The organism is Streptomyces sp. NPDC059009 (assembly GCF_042740175.1).
Taxonomy (GTDB): Bacteria; Actinomycetota; Actinomycetes; order Streptomycetales; family Streptomycetaceae; genus Streptomyces.
Map to the genome: position 1 here is coordinate 49382 of NZ_JBHYJB010000049.1, position 22026 is coordinate 71407.

17 protein-coding genes and 1 pseudogene are annotated in these 22026 nt (G+C 72.2%); 9 read left to right on the forward strand and 9 right to left on the reverse strand.

All coding sequences use genetic code 11. From position 1 onward, the window contains the following. Positions 1-104: 104 nt before the first annotated feature. Genes ACFWYM_RS37350 through ACFWYM_RS37360 form a run of 3 tightly spaced genes read left to right on the forward strand, consistent with a single transcriptional unit; the run spans position 105 to position 3030 of the window. Positions 105-1220 (forward strand): LLM class flavin-dependent oxidoreductase, encoded by a 1116-nt coding sequence (locus ACFWYM_RS37350; RefSeq protein WP_384847423.1) that lies wholly within the window; start codon positions 105-107, stop codon positions 1218-1220. Beyond that, positions 1217-2062 (forward strand): SDR family NAD(P)-dependent oxidoreductase, encoded by an 846-nt coding sequence (locus ACFWYM_RS37355; protein WP_384847425.1) that lies wholly within the window; start codon positions 1217-1219, stop codon positions 2060-2062. Before ACFWYM_RS37350 ends, ACFWYM_RS37355 begins: the two co-directional genes overlap by 4 nt. Then, positions 2062-3030, forward strand: a complete 969-nt coding sequence (locus ACFWYM_RS37360; protein WP_384847428.1) for a GDSL-type esterase/lipase family protein — start codon at positions 2062-2064, stop codon at positions 3028-3030. Before ACFWYM_RS37355 ends, ACFWYM_RS37360 begins: the two co-directional genes overlap by 1 nt. Here ACFWYM_RS37360 and ACFWYM_RS37365 read toward each other — a convergent pair. The 6 genes and pseudogenes from ACFWYM_RS37365 to rpe form a co-directional block, all read right to left on the reverse strand. Beyond that, positions 3027-4469: a GuaB1 family IMP dehydrogenase-related protein gene (locus tag ACFWYM_RS37365; RefSeq protein ID WP_384847431.1), complete on the reverse strand. Its 1443-nt coding sequence runs from the start codon at positions 4467-4469 to the stop codon at positions 3027-3029. The two genes, ACFWYM_RS37360 and ACFWYM_RS37365, sit on opposite strands and share 4 nt — an antisense overlap. A gap of 179 nt (positions 4470-4648) precedes the next feature. Beyond that, positions 4649-5794, reverse strand: coding sequence for an FAD-dependent oxidoreductase (locus tag ACFWYM_RS37370; protein WP_384847434.1), 1146 nt, complete (start codon positions 5792-5794; stop codon positions 4649-4651). 102 nt (positions 5795-5896) lie between these two features. Then, positions 5897-6298 (reverse strand): barstar family protein, encoded by a 402-nt coding sequence (locus tag ACFWYM_RS37375; RefSeq protein WP_384847437.1) that lies wholly within the window; start codon positions 6296-6298, stop codon positions 5897-5899. Beyond that, positions 6295-6708, reverse strand: a complete 414-nt coding sequence (locus ACFWYM_RS37380) for a ribonuclease domain-containing protein (protein WP_384847439.1) — start codon at positions 6706-6708, stop codon at positions 6295-6297. The genes ACFWYM_RS37375 and ACFWYM_RS37380 overlap by 4 nt, the downstream gene beginning before the upstream one ends. 221 nt (positions 6709-6929) lie before the next feature. Then, a pseudogene (locus ACFWYM_RS37385) lies at positions 6930-7975 on the reverse strand (sugar-binding transcriptional regulator). Positions 7976-8053: 78 nt separating this feature from the next. Beyond that, positions 8054-8740 (reverse strand): ribulose-phosphate 3-epimerase, encoded by a 687-nt coding sequence (gene rpe, locus ACFWYM_RS37390; protein ID WP_384847442.1) that lies wholly within the window; start codon positions 8738-8740, stop codon positions 8054-8056. A gap of 116 nt (positions 8741-8856) precedes the next feature. Between rpe and ACFWYM_RS37395 the strand changes: the two genes are divergently transcribed. Further along, a complete protein-coding gene (locus ACFWYM_RS37395; protein ID WP_384847445.1) occupies positions 8857-10989 on the forward strand; it encodes an MMPL family transporter in 2133 nt (710 codons plus the stop codon). Positions 10990-11080: 91 nt separating this feature from the next. On the opposite strand, the gene ACFWYM_RS37400 is transcribed toward ACFWYM_RS37395, so the two are convergent. Both ACFWYM_RS37400 and fmt read right to left on the reverse strand, forming a co-directional pair. After that, a complete protein-coding gene (locus ACFWYM_RS37400) occupies positions 11081-12520 on the reverse strand; it encodes an RsmB/NOP family class I SAM-dependent RNA methyltransferase (RefSeq protein WP_384847448.1) in 1440 nt (479 codons plus the stop codon). 59 nt (positions 12521-12579) lie between these two features. Beyond that, on the reverse strand, positions 12580-13524 hold the full coding sequence (gene fmt / locus ACFWYM_RS37405) for a methionyl-tRNA formyltransferase (protein WP_384847451.1): 945 nt from the start codon (positions 13522-13524) through the stop codon (positions 12580-12582). Positions 13525-13788: 264 nt separating this feature from the next. Here fmt and ACFWYM_RS37410 point away from each other — a divergent pair, with 264 nt between their 5' ends. After that, positions 13789-14322, forward strand: coding sequence for a hypothetical protein (locus tag ACFWYM_RS37410; RefSeq protein WP_384847454.1), 534 nt, complete (start codon positions 13789-13791; stop codon positions 14320-14322). A 109-nt stretch (positions 14323-14431) separates the two neighbouring features. On the opposite strand, the gene ACFWYM_RS37415 is transcribed toward ACFWYM_RS37410, so the two are convergent. Further along, positions 14432-16600: a primosomal protein N' gene (locus ACFWYM_RS37415; protein ID WP_384847457.1), complete on the reverse strand. Its 2169-nt coding sequence runs from the start codon at positions 16598-16600 to the stop codon at positions 14432-14434. A 257-nt stretch (positions 16601-16857) separates the two neighbouring features. On the opposite strand from ACFWYM_RS37415, the gene ACFWYM_RS37420 reads away from it, so the two are divergent. Genes ACFWYM_RS37420 through ACFWYM_RS37435 form a run of 4 tightly spaced genes read left to right on the forward strand, consistent with a single transcriptional unit; the run spans position 16858 to position 22001 of the window. After that, entirely contained in the window at positions 16858-18153 is a 1296-nt protein-coding gene (locus tag ACFWYM_RS37420) for a multiprotein-bridging factor 1 family protein (RefSeq protein WP_384847460.1), read from the forward strand. 13 nt (positions 18154-18166) lie between these two features. After that, positions 18167-18937 (forward strand): TIR domain-containing protein, encoded by a 771-nt coding sequence (locus ACFWYM_RS37425; RefSeq protein WP_384847463.1) that lies wholly within the window; start codon positions 18167-18169, stop codon positions 18935-18937. Continuing rightward, positions 18934-20889, forward strand: coding sequence for an ABC transporter substrate-binding protein (locus ACFWYM_RS37430; protein WP_384847466.1), 1956 nt, complete (start codon positions 18934-18936; stop codon positions 20887-20889). The genes ACFWYM_RS37425 and ACFWYM_RS37430 overlap by 4 nt, the downstream gene beginning before the upstream one ends. A gap of 23 nt (positions 20890-20912) precedes the next feature. Beyond that, positions 20913-22001 (forward strand): hypothetical protein, encoded by a 1089-nt coding sequence (locus ACFWYM_RS37435; protein WP_384847469.1) that lies wholly within the window; start codon positions 20913-20915, stop codon positions 21999-22001. Positions 22002-22026: the final 25 nt, after the last annotated feature.

Sequence of the window (22026 nt, forward strand, 5' to 3'; positions counted from 1 at the left end):
GCGCCGTGACCTCGGCCACGCTGTTGACTCTTCGTCAGATCTGCCTCATCGTGCACGCCGACCGGCACCATCCGCCGCCGCCCCAGGCGAACAGGAGCCCCGGCATGGACCTCGACGTCCTGTACGAGATCGACGTACCGAAGCCCTGGAACGCCCCGCATCCACACGGCCAGCGCGCCGCCGAGCAGCGCGCCTACCGCGAGGCCGTCGAGCAGATCCGCCTCGCGGACCGGATGGGCTTCCGCACCCTGTGGGCGGTGGAGCACCACTTCCGCGAGGGCCGCTCGCACTGCCCGGCGCCCGAGGTGCTGCTCGGCCACCTCGCGGCCCTCACCGAGCGCATCCGGCTCGGCTTCGGCGTGACCCTCACCCCCTTCGGCTTCACGCCGCCGCAGCGGATCGCGGAGAAAGTGGCGACGGTGGACGTCCTCTCCGGCGGCCGCGTGGAATGGGGCACGGGACGTTCGACTCCCATGGAACAGACGGCCTTCGGCGTCGACCGCGAGCAGTCGCGGGCGGACTGGCGGGAGGCGATCGAGATCGTCACGGGGATGTGGCGCGAGGAGTACTTCGCGTACGAGTCGGAGCGCTTCTCCTTCCCCCGCCGCATGGTCACCCCGAAGCCGGTGCAGGACCCGCACCCGCCCTGCTGGATGGCGGCCACCTCGCCCGGCTCGGCGGAGGTGGCGGGCGCGGCCGGGCTCGGCCTGCTCTCCTTCTCGATCATGCAGCCCCTGGAGACGATGGCCCGGCAGGTCGCGGCCTACCGCGAGGCCGCCCGCGCCCCGGAGCCGATCACGGGGGTCACGACGGACCGCGTCAGCGCGTACACCCTCGTCCACGCGACGGACCGGCCCTCGCGCCGGGTCTGGGACTCGGTCGCCTGGTGGTACCGCAACCTCGCGCAGTTCACCCTCGACTGGGAGCTGCCGCACCTGCCGCCCGAGGACCGCGAGCGCGCCTTCCCGCTCCTCTCCCCCATCCTCCAAGGCGACGTCCCCGTACGGGAGTTCAACGACGGCGGCATGATCCTCATCGGCGACGCGGCCACCATCGTGCGCAAGGCGAAGCACTACGCCGACCTCGGGGTGGACCAGCTGATCTGCTACGTCCAGTGGGGCTACCTGGAGCACCAGGAGATCCTGCGCACCATTGAGATCCTCGGCAAGGAAGTCATCCCGGAGCTGGCGGCGTACCGCCCGATCGGCACCCGGCCATGACGGGCGACCCGACCGCCGACGCCGCCGTCGGCGAGCCGCTGGACACCACGCTCGTGCCCGACTACGCGGCCCGCCACCGCCTGGACGGCCGCGGCTTCGTGCTGCTCGGCGCGGGCAACGGCATCGGACGGCAGACCGCGCACGCGCTCACCGCGGCGGGCGCGCGGGTCCTGTGTGTGGACCTGGACGAGGGGCGCGCGGCGGCGGTCGCGGCGGAGACGGGCGGGATCCCGTACGTGGCGGACGTGACGGACCGCGCGGCGGTGCGCGAGCTGTTCGCCCACGCCCGCAAGGAGTTCGCGGACCTCGGCGGCGTGGGCGGGGTCGTCGACATCGTCGGCATGGCGCGGTACGCGGGCCTGGACGAGCTCGACGACGCCGCCTGGGACTGGCACTTCGACATCGTCCTGCGGCACGCCTGGCACGCGGTGCGCCACGGCGGCGCGGCCCTCGCCGAGCGCGGCGGCGGCCCGCTGGTCTTCGTCGCCTCGGTCTCCGGCCTCACCGCGGCGACGCTGCACGCGGCGTACGGGGCGGCCAAGGCGGGCCTGATCTCCCTCGTGCGCACGGCGGCGGTGGAGTACGGGCCGCGCGGGGTGCGGGTCAACGCGGTGGCCCCCGGCGTCGTCTGGACCCCGCGCGTGGCGGGCCTCCTGGGTCCGGAGGGCCGCGCCCGCAACGCCGAGAACGCCCCGCTCGCCCGCGTCGCCGAACCCGCCGACATCGCCTCGGCCCTGCTCTTCTTCGCCTCGCCCCTGTCCGCGTACGTCACCGGGCAGACCCTGGTGGTGGACGGCGGGGTCGGCGTGAAGTTCCCGTACCCGACCATCGGGCGGCCGTGATGCGGGAGTTGGGGGAGTTCGTACGTGGCGCGCCCTGGTGGTCCGACGACGGCCGCCCGCTGCGCGCGGACCCGGCGGAGCGCGAGCTGCTGCCCGGGGACACCTGGGAGCGGGCGACGGTCCCGGCGGGGGTCCGGCTCGCGTTCGCGGCACGCGGCGTACGGGAGGTGGAGATCGCGTACGAGGGGAGGGAGCCCTGGGAGACGGACGGCTACCGCGACGTGCCCCCGGTCTTCACGCTGCTGTCCGGCGACGCGGTGGCGGGCGAGACCCCCGCAGCCCCCGGCACCCACGTGGCCCGCCTCGAACTCCCCCACCCCGAGGGCGAGTTCACGCTCCATCTGCCCGAGGCGCTGCGCCCCGCGCTACGGGAGGTACGCCCGGTCGGCGGCGGCACCCTGACGCCCGCCCCGCCGCGCCCCCGCTGGCTGGTCTACGGCGACTCGATCACGGAGGGCTGGTCGGCGTCCCGCCCGCACCTGGCCTGGCCCGCCCTGGCCGGGCGCGCTCTCGGCCTCGACACCGTGAACCTCGGCTACGCGGGGGCCGCCCGGGGCGAGCTGGCCTCGGCCCGCCAGCTCGGCTCGCTGAGGGGCGACTTCATCACGCTGGCCTTCGGCACCAACTGCTGGTCGCGGACGCCGAGTTCGGCGCCGCTCCTGTACGAGACGACGCGGGCGTTCCTGACCCTCGTGCGCCAGGGAAACCCGCACGCGCCGGTCCTGGTGGTCTCCCCGGTCGTGCGCCCGGAGGCCGAGGTGACGCCGAACGAGCTCGGCGCGACCTTGGGGGACCTGAGAGCGGCGGTGGAACGGGCGGCACGGGACGCGGACGTCCCCGTACTGCCCGGCGCGGAACTCGTGCGCGCCGACCAGCTCGTGGACGGCGTGCACCCGTCCGACGCAGGCCACGCCGCCCTCGCCGCGGCGGTGACGGCCACGGCGAGGGAGGCGGGCTGGACGGGTTAGCTCCAGCTGGCGTGCAGCGGCTTGCCCTCGGCGTAGCCCGCGGCGCTCTGGATGCCGACGGTCGCCTTCTCCGCGAACTCCTCCAGGGAGGCCGCGCCCGCGTACGTGCAGGAGGAGCGGACGCCCGCGATGATCGAGTCGATCAGGTCCTCGACGCCCGGGCGGGCCGTGTCGAGGAACATGCGGGAGGTCGAGATGCCCTCCTCGAAGAGCGCCTTGCGGGCGCGGTCGTACGCCGACTCGTCGGACGTGCGGTTGCGCACGGCACGCGCCGAGGCCATGCCGAACGACTCCTTGTACGGACGGCCGTTGGCGTCGTGCTGGAGGTCGCCCGGGGACTCGTAGGTGCCCGCGAACCAGGAGCCGATCATCACGTTCGACGCACCGGCGGCCAGCGCCATGGCGACGTCGCGCGGGTGGCGGACACCGCCGTCGGCCCAGACGTGCTTGCCGAACTTCTTGGCCTCGGCGGCGCACTCCAGGACGGCGGAGAACTGCGGGCGCCCGACGCCGGTCATCATGCGGGTCGTGCACATCGCACCCGGGCCGACGCCGACCTTGATGATGTCGGCACCGGCCTCGATCAGGTCGCGCACGCCCTCGGCGGCGACGATGTTGCCCGCGACGATCGGGACCTGCGGGTCGAGGGCGCGCACGGCCTTGACCGCGGCGATCATCGACTCTTGGTGGCCGTGCGCGGTGTCCACGACGAGCGTGTCGACGCCCGCGTCGAGCAGCTGCTTGGCCTTGCCCGCCACGTCGCCGTTGATGCCGACGGCGGCGGCGATGCGCAGCTTGCCGTTCACGTCCACGGCCGGGGTGTAGAGCGTCGCGCGCAGGGCGCCCGTGCGGGTGAGGATGCCCGCGAGGCGGCCGTCCTTGTCCACGGCGGGGGCGTAGCGGCGGTTGGCGCCGTCGAGCTTGTTGAAGGCGTCGCGCGGGTCGATGTCCGCGTCCAGCAGCACCAGGTCCTTGGACATGACCTCGGAGAGCTGCGTGAAGCGGTCGACGCCGGAGAGGTCCGCGTCGGTGACGACACCGATCGGCTTCTGGTCGCCGTCGACGACCACACCGGCGTTGTGGGCGCGCTTGGGCAGCAGGGCGAGCGCGTCCGCGACGGTCTGGGTCGGGGCCAGGACGATCGGGGTGTCCAGGACGTGGTGGCGCGTCTTGACCCAGGAGATGACCTCGGTGACGACCTCGATCGGGATGTCCTGGGGGATGACGACGAGGCCGCCGCGGCGGGCGACGGTCTCGGCCATGCGGCGCCCGGCGATCGCGGTCATGTTGGCGACGACCAGCGGGATCGTCGTGCCGGTGCCGTCGGGGGCGGAGAGGTCCACGCCCTGTCGGGAGCCGACGGCCGAACGCCTCGGCACCATGAAGACGTCGTCGTACGTCAGGTCGTACGCAGGCTGAATGTCATTGAGGAAGCGCACGTGCTGCTCATCCCAGTCGATCAGAGGTGGCCCCCGAACAGGACAGCCGGGGGAAAAGCACGTACTTCAGTGTCCCATGCCCGCGAGAATGCGCCGCCCGGGACGATCGCCCAGGCGGGGGCCGAAAGCCCTGGTCCGATCCTCCAAGAGGGACCCCGCCCGGTGATCGTCCGTGGCCGTCACGCCACCGTGCGTGGCCACCAGTCCAGGACCGGGTCGAGCGACTTCAGGAACGCCTCCGCAGGCGCCCGGCGCAGCGCGAGGTTCCGCAGCCCGGCGGCGAGGGGGTCCCGCCACTGCGCGACCTGCCCGATGCGCCGCGCCCGCGCGGAGATCATCTGGACCCGGGGGCGGCGGATCCGGTCGTACGCGGTGAGGGCGCCCTCCACGGACCCGCCCCGGGCGAGTGCGTCGGCGAGCTCGACGGCGTCCTCCAGGGCCTGACAGGCGCCCTGGCCGAGGTTGGGCGTCATGGCGTGGGCGGCGTCGCCGAGCAGCGCGGCCCGGCCGGTGACGAAGGTGGGCAGGGGCGGCAGCTCGTAGATGCCGTGGTGCAGCAGGGCGCCGGGCTCGACGGCGGCGAGCAGGTCGGGGACCGGCGCGTGCCAGCTCCCGAAGCGGCGCCGCAGCAGGGCCAGGGCGCGGTCGGCCGGGATCCGCTCGGCGAGGCCCTCGGGGGCGGTCAGGACGGCGAAGGCGTACACCCGGCCGTCCGGCAGCGGCGCGTACCCGAAGCGCTCGCCGCGCCCCCAGGACTCGGCGCCCTCGGTCACCGGCACCGGCTCGGTCACCATGCGCCAGGTCGTGTAGCCCGCGTACCGGGCCGTGGGCGCGTTAGGCCACAGGGAGCTGCGGACCCGGCTGCCGATGCCGTCCGCGCCGACCACGAGGTCGGCGCGGGTCTCGGTGCCGGAGTGCCGGACGGTCCCGTCCGCCCGCACGGACTCCACGGTCACGCCGGGACGCAGGTCCTCGGCGGGCACGGCGGCGCGCAGGGTGTCGAGGAGGTCGGCGCGGTGCACCATCGTCACCTCGCCGTGGCGGCGGGCCAGTTCGCCGGTGTCGGTGCGTGAGAGCCAGCGCCCGGAGCGGTCGCGGATGCCCGCCGAGGCGTCGGTCAGGGCGAGTTCACGCACCCGGTCGCCGAGCCCGAGGGCGTCCAGGGCGCGCAGCGCGTTCGGCCACAGGGACAGTCCCGCGCCCAACTCCCTGAAGTCCGGGCGCCGTTCGAGCACCTGGACCCGCCACCCGGCGCGCCGCAGCGCCACCGCCGTGGCGAGCCCTCCGATGCCGCCGCCCACCACGATCGCCGAACGTCCGCCCACCGTGATCCCTCCCCTTCGGTCCCCCGCGCACGCGGTGCGTGCGCGCCCCTCATTAGAGCGTGCCGCCGGGCCGGACCACGAGGCAGGGCAGGACAGTTGGGGCTACGACTCCAGGGCGAGCACGACATCGAGCGGCACGGCCCCGGCAACGTCACCTTCGCCGTCACCTTCGCCATCCCCCGCGGCGTCCCGCCAGTGCGCCACCGCGTCGGTGAGCACCTCGCGGGCGATCTCCCACTCCTGGGGCGCCGCATCCGCGTACTCCTGCCAGCCGCTCACCACGATCAGGCGCCCGCGCGCGGGCGGGGCCCAGGAGAGGTCCGTGAGGCAGTCGGCGAGCGCGTCCCAGTTGCGGCCGAACCAGTCGGGCAGGGCGAGGTCGCGGGCGCACCGCGCCATGAAGGCGGCCTTGTCGCGCACCCTCGCGAGGTCCAGGGCGTAGGTGGTCCAGCCCCCCGCGCGCACCACCGTGAGCAGCGCCGCGTGCTGGTCGGACGTCGTCATCTCAGGACCGCCTTGAAGGACGCGTAGTGATCGCTGGTGTAGTAGGTCTCGCCCCCGTCACCGGTGACGATCCGCCGTGCGCCCCGGTCCCGTTCGCCGGGGGTGCGCACCGTGTACTCGCGGTAGTAACCGCGCTTCTCCCGGGGCAGCACCCGCTCATAGTTCCCGAAGACGGTGCCGTCCTTGGCGTGCGGGAACGGCCCGCCCTTGTCGATGCGGCGCAGCGTCTCGAGGGCCTCGCCGGGCAACTGGCCGGCCTGGACGGTGGCCATGCCGTGCGGCACCCAGGAGGGCGTCGCCGCGGCCCGCGACGAGGGCGAGCTGCCGCCCGAGGACGACGAGCAGCCCACGAGCGCAACACAGCAGAGGAACAGGGCCGCGAGAGCACGGGGCACGAACCGGGACAACATGGCCCCGATGCTGCCACAGCACCCCACCAGGGGCGCGAGGAACTGCGCACCCAGCCCCCACCGACCCGCAGGCACGCAACTACAGTCCGGAGCACCCCGTCAGGGGCGCGGGGAACTGCGCGAACACCCCCCACCGACCCGCAGGCACACGACTACAGTCCGGGACACCCCACCAGGGGCGCGGGGAACTGCGCGAACACCCCCCACCGACCCGCAGCGGCTCAGCTGCCGTCCGGATCCGCCCGGTTCAGCGCGGGCCGAGGCGGCGGCCCGGCCACCAAGAGCTGGTCGGCGGCGGCCGTGTCCGTGACCAGGCTGGTCACAAGCCCGGACCGCAGCACCGCATCGATGGCCGCGGCCTTGCGCTGCCCGCCCGCGATGGCGACCACCTCAGGAATCCGTCGGAGCCGATCGGCTTCGACGGTGATGCACCGCTCTCCCAGGTCCCGCCCGACCCGACGCCCCTCGGCGTCGAACAGATGGGCAGACATCTCCGCGGCCACGCCCAGCGAGGCGTAGTGCGCACGCTCCTCGTCGCTGAGCATGTCGTGGACGGTCGAGATGCCGGGCTCCCAGGAGCCGATCGACACACAGGCCACGGTGACCTTGTCGAAGTACTCGAAGGCCCGCGCGATCCCCGTCTGGTTGCGCAGCGCCGCCGCCGTCGCCGGGTCGGGCAGCAGCATCGGCGCGTAGATGGGGTGCGCCTCGCCGCCGGAGACCTGGGCGGCGCGCCGGACGGCCTCGACGGAGCCGCGCTCGGCGGTGCCCGCGTCGTACACGCCGGTCAGCTGCACGACCGTGCACGGCGGCAGCGCCTCCAGGGCCGCCGCCATGTGGATGGTCGAGCGGCCCCAGGCGAGGCCGAGGACATCGCCCTCGTTCACCAGCTCGCCGAGGAGCCCGGCCGCGACCTCGCCGAGGTTCTCCGGGTCCGGCGACTCGTCCGCGTCCTCGGCGGGTGACTCGACGACGACGGCGTGCCGCAGGCCGTAGCGGGCGCGCAGCGCGTCCGAGCGCTCCGCGTCCAGCTCGGCGGGCACGCGGATCTCGATGCGCACGAGATCACGCTCCAGGGCCGTCTCCAGGACCCGCGCCACCTTGAAGCGGCTGACGCCGAACTCCTCCGCGATCTGGATCTTGGACTTGCCCTCGAGGTAGAAGCGGCGGGCCATGGCCGCCGCCTGCACCAGCTCCGCGGGTCCCATCCGCATGGCTGACCGACCCGCCGACATGGCCGACACGACGTCTCCTCACTGCTGTTCACATTCGGGGTTCGCCGTTCATCCTTGCAGATCCGGCGGAGTTGATCAGCCCTGATGGGCGGCGTTCACGTTCCTGTGGCTCAGTGGTCGCACGCCCAGGCCGATGACGCGGTCTTTACCTCCGCTTGGGTGCGCAATGAACGTACCGCCGCGGCCGGGTCCTCGGCGCCGTACACCGCGGAGCCCGCCACGAAGACGTCAGCGCCCGCCTCCGCGCACCGCTCGATCGTCGAGGCCGAGACCCCGCCGTCGACCTGCAGCCACATCTGCAGGCCGTGCTTGCCGATCAGCTCACGGGTGCGCCGGATCTTGGGCAGCATGATGTCGAGGAACGCCTGCCCGCCGAAGCCGGGCTCAACCGTCATGATCAGCACCATGTCGAGCTCGGGCAGCAGGTCCTCGTACGGCTCGATGGGCGTCGCGGGCTTGAGTGCCATGGACGCGCGGGCACCCTTGGCCCGGATCTCCCGGGCCAGACGGACCGGAGCGGCCGCGGCCTCCGCGTGAAAGGTGACGGAGCCGGCCCCCGCTTCGACGTACTGCGGGGCCCAGCGATCGGGGTCCTCGATCATCAGGTGGCAGTCCAGGGGCGTGTCCGTCGCCCGCGCCAGGGACTCTACGACCGGCACGCCCAGCGTGAGGTTCGGCACGAAGTGGTTGTCCATGACGTCGACATGGAGCCAGTCCGCGCCGTCGACGGCCTTGGCCTCGTCGGCGAGTCGCGCGAAGTCGGCGGAGAGGATGCTGGGGTTGATCTGAGCTGCCATGCCCCAAGCCTGCCATGCCCGGCGCGCGTTGCCCGCCGCAGCCGGTTCCCGGGGGCCCGCTCCGGTGCCATGCTGGTCGGCTCACGGGCACCGCGCACGGCAAGCCGGGGGACGCCATGGCGGACGTACAGGGGCAGGGGCGGCAGAAGCAGGAGCGGCGCGGGGTCGCGTGGCTGGTCTGCGGGCCGCGCACCAAGTGGCTGGTGGTGGCGTTCTGGCTGGTGGTGTTCGTCCTTGTGGCGCCGCTCGCGCAGAAGCTCACCGACGCCCAGGACAACGATGCCTCGTCCTGGCTGCCGGGCTCCGCCGAGTCCACCCAAGTCCTCGACGCCTCCAAGGAGTTCAGGCCCGAGGCGATCCCCGCGGTGGTCGTGTACGCGCGTGACGGCGGCCTCACCGTACGGGACCGCGCGGAGATCGCCGCGGACGTGCGGCAGCTGAAGCCGCTGCGCGCGCACGGCATCCGGGGCGCCGAGACCCGCGGCCCCACCTTCGACAAGCCTGACCCGGCCGCGGCCACGGCGGCGCAGATCTACGTCCCCATCACGATGGACGAGAAGGGCTGGGAGCGGATCGCGCCCGCCGTCGACTCCATCCGCGACCGGGTGGGGCGCGGCGGCGACGGCCTGACCGTGCACATCACCGGGCCCGGCGGCACCTCCGCCGACTTCTCCAAGGCGTTCGAGGGCATCGACTCGACGCTGCTGTTCTCGGCGCTCGGCATCGTCGTGGTGATCCTGCTCTTCACCTACCGCAGCCCGACCCTGCTGCTCGCGCCGGTGCTCAGCGTGATCGTCGCCCTGTTCACGGCGCAGGCCCTGATCTATCTCCTGGCCCGGCACGCGGGCCTGACGGTGAACGGCCAGAGCGCGGGCATCCTCACCGTGCTCGTCTTCGGCGCGGGCACCGACTACGGCCTGCTCCTGGTCGCCCGCTACCGCGAGGAGCTGCGCCGCCACGACGACCGGCACGAGGCGATGGCGCTCGCCCTGCACCGCGCCGGGCCCGCCGTGCTCGCCTCGGGCGCGACCGTCGTCCTGAGCATGCTGGTGCTGATGACCGCCGAGATGAACTCGACGCGCGGCCTCGGCCCCGTCGCCGCCATCGGCGTCGCGGTCGCGCTCCTGGCGATGCTCTCGCTCTTCCCGGCGCTGCTCGTGGTCTTCGGGCGCTGGTTCTTCTGGCCGGTGATCCCGCACGTCGGCTCGGCCGAGCCCACCGAGAGCGGCGTGTGGGCGCGCACCGGGCGCCGCATCTCCCACCGCCCCCGCCTGACCTGGAGCGTCACGGCGGTGGCCCTCGCCCTGCTCTCGCTCGGCCTGTTCCAGCTGCGCGCGGACGGCCTGAGCAACGCCGACGCGTTCACCGACAAGCCCGACTCCATCCACGGCCAGGAGGTCCTGCAGAAGCACTTCCCCGCGGGCAGCGGCGACCCCCTCGTCGTCGTCGCGGCCAAGGACCAGGACGCCCGCGTGCGCACCGTGGTCGCCGCGACCCGGGGCGTCGAGCCGGACAGCATCGGCGTACCGCCCGCCACCAAACCGGAGTACGAGGGCAAGGTCCTGATCGAGGCGACGCTGACCGACCCGTCGGACAGCGCGGCGGCCCGGGACACCGTGGTGCGGGTGCGCGACGCCGTGCACGCGGTGCCGGGCGCCGAGGCCCAGGTCGGCGGCGGCTCGGCGGCCCTCCTGGACATGGACCGCGCCATCGTTCACGACAACAAGCTGGTGATCCCGCTCGTCCTCGCCGTCGTGCTGCTGATCCTCGGGGTGCTGCTGCGCTCCCTGGTGGCCCCGCTGCTGCTGGTCGCGACGGTGGCCCTGTCGTTCGCCGCCGCGCTCGGCGTCAGCGCGCTCGCCTTCCGCCATCTCTTCGACTACGCGGGCGAGACACCGGACTTCCCGCTCTTCGTCTTCGTGTTCCTGGTGGCGCTCGGCATCGACTACAACATCTTCCTGTCGACCCGCATCCGCGAGGAGGCCGTCCGCCAGGGCACCCGCGCGGGCGTCCTGACCGGCCTGGCCGCGACCGGCGCGGTGATCACCTCGGCGGGCCTGGTCCTCGCGGGCACGTTCGCCGCGCTGGGCACGCTCCCCATGGTGGCCTTCGCGGAGATCGGCTTCGCGGTGGCCCTCGGCGTGCTCCTGGACACCTTCATCGTCCGCTCGGTCCTGGTGACCTCGCTCTTCCTGGACGTGGGGCCACGCGTGTGGTGGCCCCACGCCCTCAGCCGACGCCCGGAGTGACGGCCACCGACGCAATCGTCGAATGGGCCGAATTGGACGAATGAGACGAATCGGCCGACAGAACGGACCCACGCCAGGCGATGGACCTACGTCAGGCGGTACGCCGGATCAGCGCCAGGTACATCGCGTCGGTGCCGTGCAGATGCGGCCACAGCTGGATGTCGGGCCCCTCGCCGAGCCCGGGCACGCCGGGCAACAGCGGCCGCGCGTCGATGAGTTCGGCCCCCTCGTCCTGCTTGAGGATGTCGTCGACGACGGCGCGGGTCTCGGCCAGGTGCGGGGAGCAGGTGGCGTAGCCGACCACTCCGCCGACCCGCACGGACTCCAACGCGGTGCGCAGCAGCGACCGTTGGAGCGGCGCGAAGCCTTCCAGGTCCTCCGGGCGCCGCCGCCAGCGCGCCTCGGGCCGGCGCCGCAGCGCGCCAAGTCCCGTGCAAGGAACGTCCATCAGGACCCGGTCGAAGGCCCCGGGCCGCCACGGCGGCCGGGTGCCGTCGGCGGCGATGACCTGGTACGGCCCGGGATTCCCGTGGAGCGCCTGGGCCACGAGCCGGGCCCGGTGCGGCTGCTTCTCGGAGGCGAGCAGCGTCGCGCCCCGCTCGGCGGCGAGCCCGGCGAGCATGGCCGCCTTGCCGCCGGGGCCCGCACAGCCGTCCAGCCAGCGCTTGTCGGAACCTTCGAGCGGCGCGTTCGCCAGCGCGAGGGCCACCAGCTGGCTGCCCTCGTCCTGCACCCCGGCCCGCCCCTCGCGCACGGCCGCCAACTGCCCCGGCTCGCCGCCCTCGGTGAGCCGCACGGCATACGGCGACCAGCGCCCCGGCAGCCCCGACTCCTCCCCCAGCGACTCCAGGAGCTCGTCGGCGGTGGTGCGGCCGGGCCGGGCGACGAGGGTGACCTCGGGCCGTTCGTTGTCCGCGTCGAGCAGGTCCTCGATCCCGGCGCGCCCGCCGCCGAGCGAGTCCCACAGCGCCGAGACGACCCAGCGCGGGTGCGAGTGCACGACGGCCAGGTGGTCCTCGGGGTCCTCGTCGTAGGGCGGGGCGACGCGCTCCACCCAGCCGTCGAGATCGTCGCCCGCGACCTTGCGCAGCACGGCGTTGACGAACTTGGCGCGCCCGTCGCCGAGCACCACGCGGGCCAGCTCCACGGAGGCGGAGACCGCGGCGTGCGAGGGGATGCGGGTGCCGAGCAGCTGGTGCACACCGAGGTTGAGCACGTCGAGCACCGGCGGGTCGACCTCGCGCAGCGGCCGGTCGATGCAGGCGGCCACGATCGCGTCGTAGGTGCCCTGGCGGCGCAGCGTCCCGTAGACCAGCTCGGTGGCGAGCGCCGCGTCCCGCCCGTCGAACTTCTCGGGCCCCTCCTTCTCGCGGGCCTTGCGCAGCAGCGGCGGCAGCACGAGGTTCGCGTACGCGTCGCGCTCGTCGACGGCGCGCAGGGCCTCGAAGGCGAGGATCCGCACGGGGTCCTTCTGCGGACGGCGGTAGGGCTTGCCGGGCTTACGGGGGCGCCGGTCGGGCTGGTCGTTCAAAGGTGCTCCGCTTAATGAATGTGTCGCCGTACTGGCCTTACAGGATGGGGCCGACCTACTCAGCGTACGTCCGCGTCCCCGAGCTGCTCGCCGGGGGCAATCCGCACTCCACGCGCCCAGTCGGCGGCGGCCATCGGCTTCTTGCCCTGGGCCTGGACCCAGAGCAGCTCGACGGCGTGCGAGCCGGTGCCGACGTACAGGTTCTTCTTGCCGACGGACAGCTCGCCGGGCGCGAGGTCGGTGCGGTCCGGCACAAGGGCGGCCTGGATCAGCTTCAGCCGCTCGCCGCGGAAGACGGTCCAGGCGCCGGGCGCGGGCGTGCAGCCCCGCACCACGCGGTCCACGCGGAGCGCGGGCGTCGCCCAGTCGACGTGCGCGTCCTCGACGGTGATCTTCGGCGCGAGCGTGACCCCGTCGGCGGGCTGCGGCACGGCCTTGAGGCTGCCGTCCTCGATGCCGTCCATGGTCGCGGCGAGCAGCCCCGCGCCCGCGAAGGCGAGCCGGGTGAGCAGATCACCGCTGGTGTCGGTGGCCCGCACCCCCTCGGTCACGGTCCCGTACACCGGCCCGGAGTCGAGGCCCTCCTCGATCAGGAAGGTGGAGGCACCGGTGATCTCGTCGCCCGCCATCACCGCGTGCTGCACGGGGGCGGCGCCCCGCCACGCGGGCAGCAGCGAGAAGTGCAGGTTGACCCAGCCGCGCGCGGGCACGTCGAGGGCGACCCGGGGCAGCAGCGCCCCGTACGCCACCACCGGGCAGCAGTCGGGCCCGATCTCCCGCAGCCGCGCGAGGAACTCCTCGTCCCGCGGCTTCACGGGCTTGAGCACCTCGATCCCGGCCTCCTCGGCCCGCTCCGCTACCGGGCTCGCGACCAGCCGCCGCCCCCGGCCCGCCGGGGCGTCGGGCCGGGTCACGACGGCGGCCACCTCGTGCCGGCCGGAGGCGATCAGGGCGTCCAGGGCGGGGACGGCGACCTCGGGGGTGCCTGCGAAGACCAGCTTCACTGGGTGGTACCTCGGAATCTCTGGTGACGGCGTCGGCGGTCGGAGCAGCGCACCAGTCTATGGGGCCCGCGCCGGTCCCGCTCCGGGTGGCTGCGACGGGGGCGTGGGGGGCGTACGCGACGACGTGCGCCTTGGGCATATGCGCATACGCCCCCGCACCGTGACCCCTCACGGGCTAGCGCGTTGGTCAAGAAAGAGTTGACCACTTACGGGTCGCGCGCACGCGGCCCCATCCTTTTCAACGCCGGTTCGAGAGGCTTGTTCATGGCCGACCACGCAACCCACGACGCCCAGGCACGGGCCAGCCTGCACCTCCTGGTTCGGGACATCGAGCGGGTCCGCCGGCAGGTGGACGCGCTGCGCACCCTCACCGCGCAGCTCGGCAACGTCTACCGCCCGCGCCGCTCCAGCCCCTCCGCGGGCTTCGTCGTGTACGGGCGGGCCCCCGCCCCGACCGTCCGTCTCGCACAGGAGCTGCGGGACAGCGTCGAGACGCTGGTGACAGCGGCGGTGGACTTCGACCGCTCGCTGGGCTTCTCCTGGGACGCGGTGGGCTCGGCACTCGGGGTCACCAAGCAGGCGGTGCACCGCCGTTACGGCGCCCGCCGCGCCACGACCCAGGCGGCCGCGGAGGCGGAGCGGGCGACCGAGCCGTCCACCTCGCGCGCGGTCCCCGTAGGCGCCCCCCTGCCGTCGGTCCCCGCGGCCCGCACGATGCCGACCCAGCCGACGGCCGGCAGCCCGGCCCTGCGCGAGGAAGCCCGCCCCGGCGCCTTCCCCGGCCCACGCAACGGCTGACCTTTCGAGGGCCGACTCCTGACGTCTGCCTCCTTCCCCCGGGTGCGGGGCGGGAGGCAGACGTGCGTCTGCCCCCGAGCCCATTCCCCCTCACCCGAGCCCCTTCCCCTCACCCGATGTCCAGCGGATCCACCCGCACCCGCACCGGCTCCACACCCCCGCGCGCCCGAGCCATCCGCGCGGCCTGAGCCGTCTTCAACGCGGCCGCCAGCGCAGCCCCGCTGCCCGGCGGCACCCGGATCAGCACACGCTCCCCCGGCTCCTCCACCGGCGCCGCCCCCGCACGACGCCCACGGGCAGCACCCTCCCGCGCCCCAGGCACAGACACAGGCACAGGCCCCAACACCTCAGCGTCCGCAGGCAGTTCGACCCCCGCGAGGAACTCCGCCAGCGCCTGCCCCGACCCCGACACCGCCGCCATCCGCGACACCGGCGGAAACCCGAGCTCGGCCCGCTCCCCGAGCTCCCGCACCGCGTGCCCCACCGGGTCCCAGCGCACCAGCGCCTGCACGGGCCGCAGCGTGGGCTCGGCGACGACCACGACGGTGCCGCCCGCCTCCTGATCGCGTACGAGAGCGGCGGCGCCGATCCAGCGCCGCAGCGCATCCTCGCCCGCCCGCAGGTCCGGCCGCCCGAGCATCGCCCAGCCGTCGAGGAGCAGCGCCGCCGCATAGCCCCCGCCCTCGGCGACGGGCTCGGCGCCCGGCGTACTCACAACCAGGGCCGGAGTCCCGGGAACAGTGTCAAGTACCTGTTCCCGCCCCGACGTTCGCACCGGCACCGCCGGGAACGCCCGCCCCAGCTCCTCGGCGGTCCGCCGCGCCCCGACCACCTGCGCCCGCAGCCGGAACCCCCCGCACTCCTGACAGTGCCAGGCCCCTTCGTCCCGCCCGCACCACGCACACCCCAGCGCACCGCTCGCCTCACGCGCCTCCAGCGGCCCGGCGCAGTGGCGACAGCGCGCGGGCTCCCGGCACGTCTGGCAGGCGAGCCTCGGCACATACCCGCGCCGCGGCACCTGCACCAGCACGGGCCCGTCCCGCAGCGCGCCGCGCGCCACCTCCCAGGCGATGCTGGGCAGCCGCGCCGCCCGCGCGGCCTCGTCCCGCGCAAGATCCAGATCCCCCACGGTCCGCACCAGGGGAGCGACCCGCCGGACGACGTCCCGTGGCGCGACAATCGCCGCGGCCCACCCACTCCGCACCAGCTGAGCAGCCTCAACCGTGCAACTCCAACTCCCCAACAGGAAACCGCACTTGTCCCGCGAGGCCCGCAGCTCAAGCACCTCACGCACATGCGGAAAGGGCGCGCGATCGTCACCGTGATGCGCATCCCCGTCGTCCCACACCACAACAAGCCCAAGATCCCGTACGGGGGCGAACATCGCGGCGCGCGTCCCCACAACGGCCCGCACGGCCCCGCGCCGCACGGCAAGCCACTCCCCGTACCGCCGCTCCTGCCCCGCGTCGGCGGTCAGCAACGCGTGCTGCCCCTCCCCCAGTTGCTCCCGCAGCGCGGCATCCACCCGCGCGGCAAGCCGCACCGTCGGCACCACCACCAACGCACCCCGGCCCGAGGCGAGCGTCGCCCGCACGGCCCGCGCGATCTCATCGGCCCACTCGGGCCCCGGCAGCGCGGTCCACACCGCACGCGGCGCCCCACCCCCGGAGAGCGCCCCGACGAACTCACTCCCCCTCTCGTACCGCCCCCACGACCCGGCCTCCGGAGCCGAGGGCGGCGCAGGCGGCCCGCCGAACTCCCGCGCCTCGGCCTTCGCATGCCGCGGCGGAACCGCCAGCTGCAGCACATCGGCCAGGCTCCCCGCATACCGATCGGCAACGGCCCGCGCGAGCCCCAACAACTCCTCGCTCAGCACGGGCTCGGGCGACAACACCTGCGCAAGCGCGGCCAGGGGCCCCTGATAAGCAGCCTGAGCCACCCTCTCCACGAGAAACCCGTCAATGAGCCCCCCACCCTCACGCCGCCCGCCCCGCACATTCCTGGCCCCGGCCCCGAACCGCACCCGGACCCGCACCCCCGGCTGAGCCACCTCGTCCAGCTCCTCGGGCACCGCGTACTCGAAGTACCGATCGAGATGCAGCACCCCCTTGTCCACGAGCACCCGCGCCACCGGCAGCTCCTTGGCCAGAGCGGCCCCCCGCCACGTCCGCGGCTTGGCCCGCGGCACCTTGGCCTCCCGCACACTCTCCCGAATGAACGCAAGCTGCTCGGGCTCCACCCCCGATTCCCGCCCTGCTCCGTCGTTCTCGCTGCTCACAGGTGCATTCCTACCAGAGGGGACTGACACTCTGCCGGGCCCGCCGAAGCAGCCGGGGCACACGCCTGCGCAAGCCACACGCCCTCCACACCACGCCGGCGATGGCTGGATTTCATTTCTCGACAGTCTGGATCGCCTCGGCTTCCCTGCCCAAGAGGAAACGGGAAACGCCTTTCCTTCCTTGTCCGGCCCAGCCGCCTACCGCACGCTGAATCGCGTCGCTCCCGGCATAGGGCCCGAGAGCGACGGAGGTCGAAGTGCTGGAGTCATCGCACGACTTTGGGCGGGAGCTGCGTAAGCGACGTATGGCCGCCCAGTGGTCTCTGGAACAGCTCGGACAGCGCGTGCACTACAGCAAGAGCCAGCTCAGCAAGGTGGAACGCGGACTCAAGAGACCGACATCCGAGCTGGCCCGGCTGTGCGACACCGTGCTGAAGGCGGACGGCGCGCTCACCGCGCTCGTGCCCGTTCGGCAGACCCGATCTCCGCTGCTCGGCCCCGGTCAGGACGATGAGGTGTGGTTGATGCACTTAGGCAAGGACGGTTCCGCTCACTTCCAAGCGATGACGCGTCGCAGCGTCATCGCCGCAGGCGCCACATCCGTGCTCACCATGGGCATGGGCGACGCGCTTCCACTCCCTGGGGCGGGTGAGGGCGCGGCCACGCTTGTCGACGCATCCCAACTGCTCTTCGCCCAGTTCCGCCGCCTTGGTCAGGCATCCGGACCAGCCGGCGTCCTGCCTTCACTCATCGCCCAGACGCACACCCTGGAGCAACTGGCCATGAGTGCCGGTCCACGCACCCGCCGTTCGCTCCTGCTCCTCGCCTCGCGGTATGCCGAGTACGCGGGATGGATGGCGCAAGAGTGCGGCGATGACGTTGCGGCCCTGTGGTGGACGGATCGGGCCGTGCGGTTCGCAGAGGCGGGCGGCGACACCGCCCTCTCCACATACGCCCACGTCCGGCACTCTCTGATCAGCCTCTACAGAGGAAATGTCGCTCAGGCCCTGCAGCTCTCAGCGCGGGCGGTGGAGAGCAACGCCCCAGCCCGCATCCGGGGCCTGGCCGCGCAGCATCTGGCGCAGGGCAGCGCAGTTGACGGTGACTACGACACCTGCATGCGCAGCCTGGATCAGGCCCGCGAACTACTCGCCCGGGATGTGGCCGATCCTGGTCAGCCGGTGCTCGGCGCGTCCCACGTCCCGGACGTGGTTTCGATGTTCACGGGCTGGTGCCTGTTCGACCTCGGGCGGCCCCGTGCGGCGGCAGCTCTGCTCGACAAGGAGACAGCCCGTATTCCCGAGCATGCCTTCCGGACCCGGGCCCGCTACGGAGTCAGGCGCGCCCTCGCCCATGCCGCCGCCGGCGATGTCGACCATGCCTGCGAGATCGCCGCGCAGGTCTTCGGGTCGATCCGGCTCACGCGGTCAGCCACGGTGGCCACTGATCTCCGCCGGCTCGCTCATGCCCTCGGCCGGAACCGTCAACACCCCTCAGTGCGCTCGCTCATGCCTGACCTGGCAGACGCGCTCGCCTACGCCACCACGTCTTAGAGAGGACCGACTCATGCACGAGATCTTCCTCAACTACCGCACCAAGGGCGGCAAGGAAACTGCCTACCTATGCCACCAGGGGCTGGCGGCCAGGTTCGGAGACGACAGCGTCTTCCTCGCCGGGAAGTCCATCGACCCGGGCCGCCACTTCGACGACGTTCTGTGTCAAGCAGTCCGGCGCAGCCGCGTGCTTCTCGCGCTCGTCCACGAAGGATGGCTCGATGCCCCTGATCGACGGCGTCCGGGCAGGCGAGCCCTCAACGACCCAACGGACTGGGTACGCAGGGAGATCGAGGAGGCATTCAGCGCCGGGGTCCTGGTCGTTCCGATCTTCCTGGGCCGGCATGTGGAGCAGCTCATCCCTCATCGCCTGCCCCCGTCCATTCGCAGTTTGGCCGCTTGCCAGTACGCACGCCTGGACATGCGCAGCTGGGAAGAAGACCTCACCAAACTGGGCGACCGCCTCATCCGTCAGGTCCCTGGTCTGAGCGACCTGGACAAGGCGCAGCCATCCGATGCCGACAGCGATCACACCGACGCGGAGTACAAGGACGTGACCGCCCACAACGACCGACAGAGCGGCGGCATCGGCCAGGTCGCCGGTTCCGTGGGGACATTTGTGAACGACGCCCACGGCCCGCTGCACTCCGGTAAGGGCGACGTGATCGACAACCGGCACGTCAATAGGGACGGTACTACCTACGTCACGGGCGAGAACCGGGGTGGAGTGCGCCATCAGTTCGGCTCGCGGCCATCCCCGGCACAGGAGGACGACCACCGGTGACCGAGTTCTTCCACACCGTCGTGAACGAGGCCCATGGATCGGTCAACACCGGGGAAGGGCCTCAGATCAACATCCATCTGGCAGCGGCGAGATCCCGCGTCAGGGACCAGACGGAACGGCGCACGCTCACCATCTCCGAGGAGGATCGCAACCGCCTCTACCAGCGGTTCATCGATCCGCCTCGGATGGAACAGGCACGTAGGGTGCTGGCGCGGACGCGTACCGTCCTGGTCGGGGGCCTGCCCGGCAATGGTCGCCGAGCAACGGCCCTGATGCTGCTGCATACGCTGCCCGGAGCCCGGGGGAGCCTGCACGAACTGCCCGACACGGCCGACGACGACTCGGCCTCGCCGCTGGATGCCCAGGAGATCAATCAGGGCGATCGCTTGCTCCTGGATCTCTCCGAGAGCGACGAGTCCCGCTACCTCAGCACCCAGGAACGCCTCTTCGACTTCCGCGACCGGCTCCTGCAACGGGACGCCCACCTCGTGATCGTGTTGCCGCACCGTCTCGGCTATCTACTCCGCGACGAACTCAGGCACCTGACGGTCGAAATCGGCCGTCCATCGCCGCGGCAGGTCTTCGTCCGCCACCTACGGTGCGACGACATCGCCCCCACACCCGCTGAACTGTCGGACAGCGAACTCACCGGCTACCTCACTCACGCGCCGGTGCGCCAGGTGGCCGCCCTCGCCGACCGGATCCGACGACGGCGGGACGCGGCCGGAGCCGAGCACGGCTTCGCCCATTGGCTCGCCGATTCGCTGGCCGAGGTCCATGACCAAGCCACCCGTGTCGCGGCGGACATTGCTGCCGCTGAGGACGGCCGCCGCAGGGCACTCCTGCTGTCGCTCGCGATGTTTCACGGATGTGCGCCCGGCACGGTACTCAACGCCACCAATGAGCTCCTCAGAGCCCTGAGTCATCCTCAGGACGAAACCCCGCGACTCGACCGCACCGATCTCCATGCGGAGTTCACCGCAATCGGTGCAGAAACACAGCAGCACGGACACATTCGCTTTCAGGTACCGGGCTATGACACCGCGGTCCGCAATCACTTCTGGACGTATCTCCCGGACATCCGCCGACAGCTGCGCGACTGGTTCAAGACATGCATGGGCGACTCGGGCCTCGGTCAGAGCGAGCGCGAAGGAGCCGTCACCCGCTTCGCCGAACAGGTCCTGCGCAGCAACCGGCCGGAAGACCTGAGATGGCTGGTGGACGAATGGACACGAGGCAGTGCATCAGCGCACCTCGTTCCCGACGCGGCGCAGGCCCTCGCCCTCGGACTCGCCGATGACCAGCACGGCCGGTACTTCCGTCAGCAGATCTACGACTGGTCAACCACGTCGGACACGGCGAACGCCCTCCAGCACGTCCTCGTACTCGTCTGCTCAGAAGCGATGGCCCGCACCCACCCCGACCAGGCTCTTGTCCGACTGCATCATCTGGCTCGCAGGGCCAGTGGCCGCGTGGGCGCCACCGCACGGGACGCGCTCCTGCAGCTGGCTCGTTCCGACAACCGGCTCTACCAGCTCCTGCTGGACCGTTTGAGCACGGGTGTGAGCCAGGGACAGTGGGCGGCCAAAGACGCCGTCCTGTTCCTGGTGTTCGCCGACCCGATTCGCCTCATCCGCTCCTCAAGTACGCGCGCGTGTTTGGTCGTTGGCTGGACGGCAGCTCTGCAGCACCCAGAGGAGCAGTGGGGCCGGCATGCCGTCAGCTGGTTCAACGCCTGTCTCGCCGACACCGACCATCGAGGATCCGTGCTCGACGTGCTTGCCTCGGCCTGTGGTTCCGACAGCCGCGTGTCAGGACGCCTGTTCCGCATCGCCCGTCATTGGCAACGCACGGGAGCCGAGTCACGAGGCGAGCACGCGAACGTCGTATCACTGCTGCTCCGTGCCATCGACACGCGCCAGGGCGTCACCACATTCCCAGCTGCCAGTTGACCTCGCTAACGGGGGTACATCGCATGAGTTCCGGCCACAAGACGATGACGCTCTTCGTCACTGTCATCCTCGGACTGATCTTCATCATCCTCGGACTGAGTGCGAGCTGGCCTGCCTGGGCCTGGCCGGCCAGCGGGGCGCTGCTACTGGTCATCGCGGCTGTCACCCACCGCGTCCTCGCTCCGGGACCGAGTGCCTTGCCCTCTGGTCCAGAGGCCGCTCCGGACCTTACGTTCTTCGTAGAACGACCGGAGCAGCGCGTGGCGTACGTGGCCCTGCCAAGTGCGGTCCCGGACTACGACTTCTCCTTCTCAGCGACCGTCATGTGGACCCTGCTCGAAGCCCCGGAAGACGCCCCGGAGGTCAACCCGGCCGGGCTTGCCGTGGACGCCGTTCTGCAACGCGCGAGGACCGTGGCGGCCGAGCAGGAACCCACCCGTGCCGCGTTCGTCCAGCACCAGCTCGACGGAGCGCTCGGCACCATGCGCATGGACGCGACAGGCCGCGTCATGGCGATGGCGCGGGACGTCTCACTGGGTCTTCCGGAGCATGACCGGGAGCGTCTCCTCAAGCTTTCGAATGTCCGTAAGGACGAGGAGGTGTGGGAGCACGAGCGCAACTACGAGCGAAACAAGCGTGCCTACCTCGGCGACGACGTGCTCCGGGACACCGGCAGCGCCGTGGTCTGGTGGCTGTCCCGTAACGACGAAGAGGTAGAGGGGGCGGTGGACCGCATCGGACTGCTCGCCCGCCTGTCCGCCGCGGCGAACAACGAGGACGTCTCGCCACCCTTCGAACATCTGGTGCCACCGCCGCCGTTCGCCACCGCTGCGGCCGATCGGCTCGAGGCCGAGCAACCCTTCTCCCCCGACGAATCTCGGCTCAATTTTGACGACGCCTTCACCAAGGAATCCGGCCCTCCGGCAAGTTCCGCGCTCGATGCATTCCTCGAATGGTTCGGCTTCTCGCCTGACGATCCCGAACTCGACCTCTTCGCGGAACGTCTCATCAACATCGCCCAGGCCCACGGCAAGACAGACATCGCCGAGGAAATCCGGCGGCGCTTCGGCCCTGACGAGCCCGGCGACCAGCCCACGGAGTTCCCAGCTTGACCACTCAAGCTCGAAGGCCCGGCCC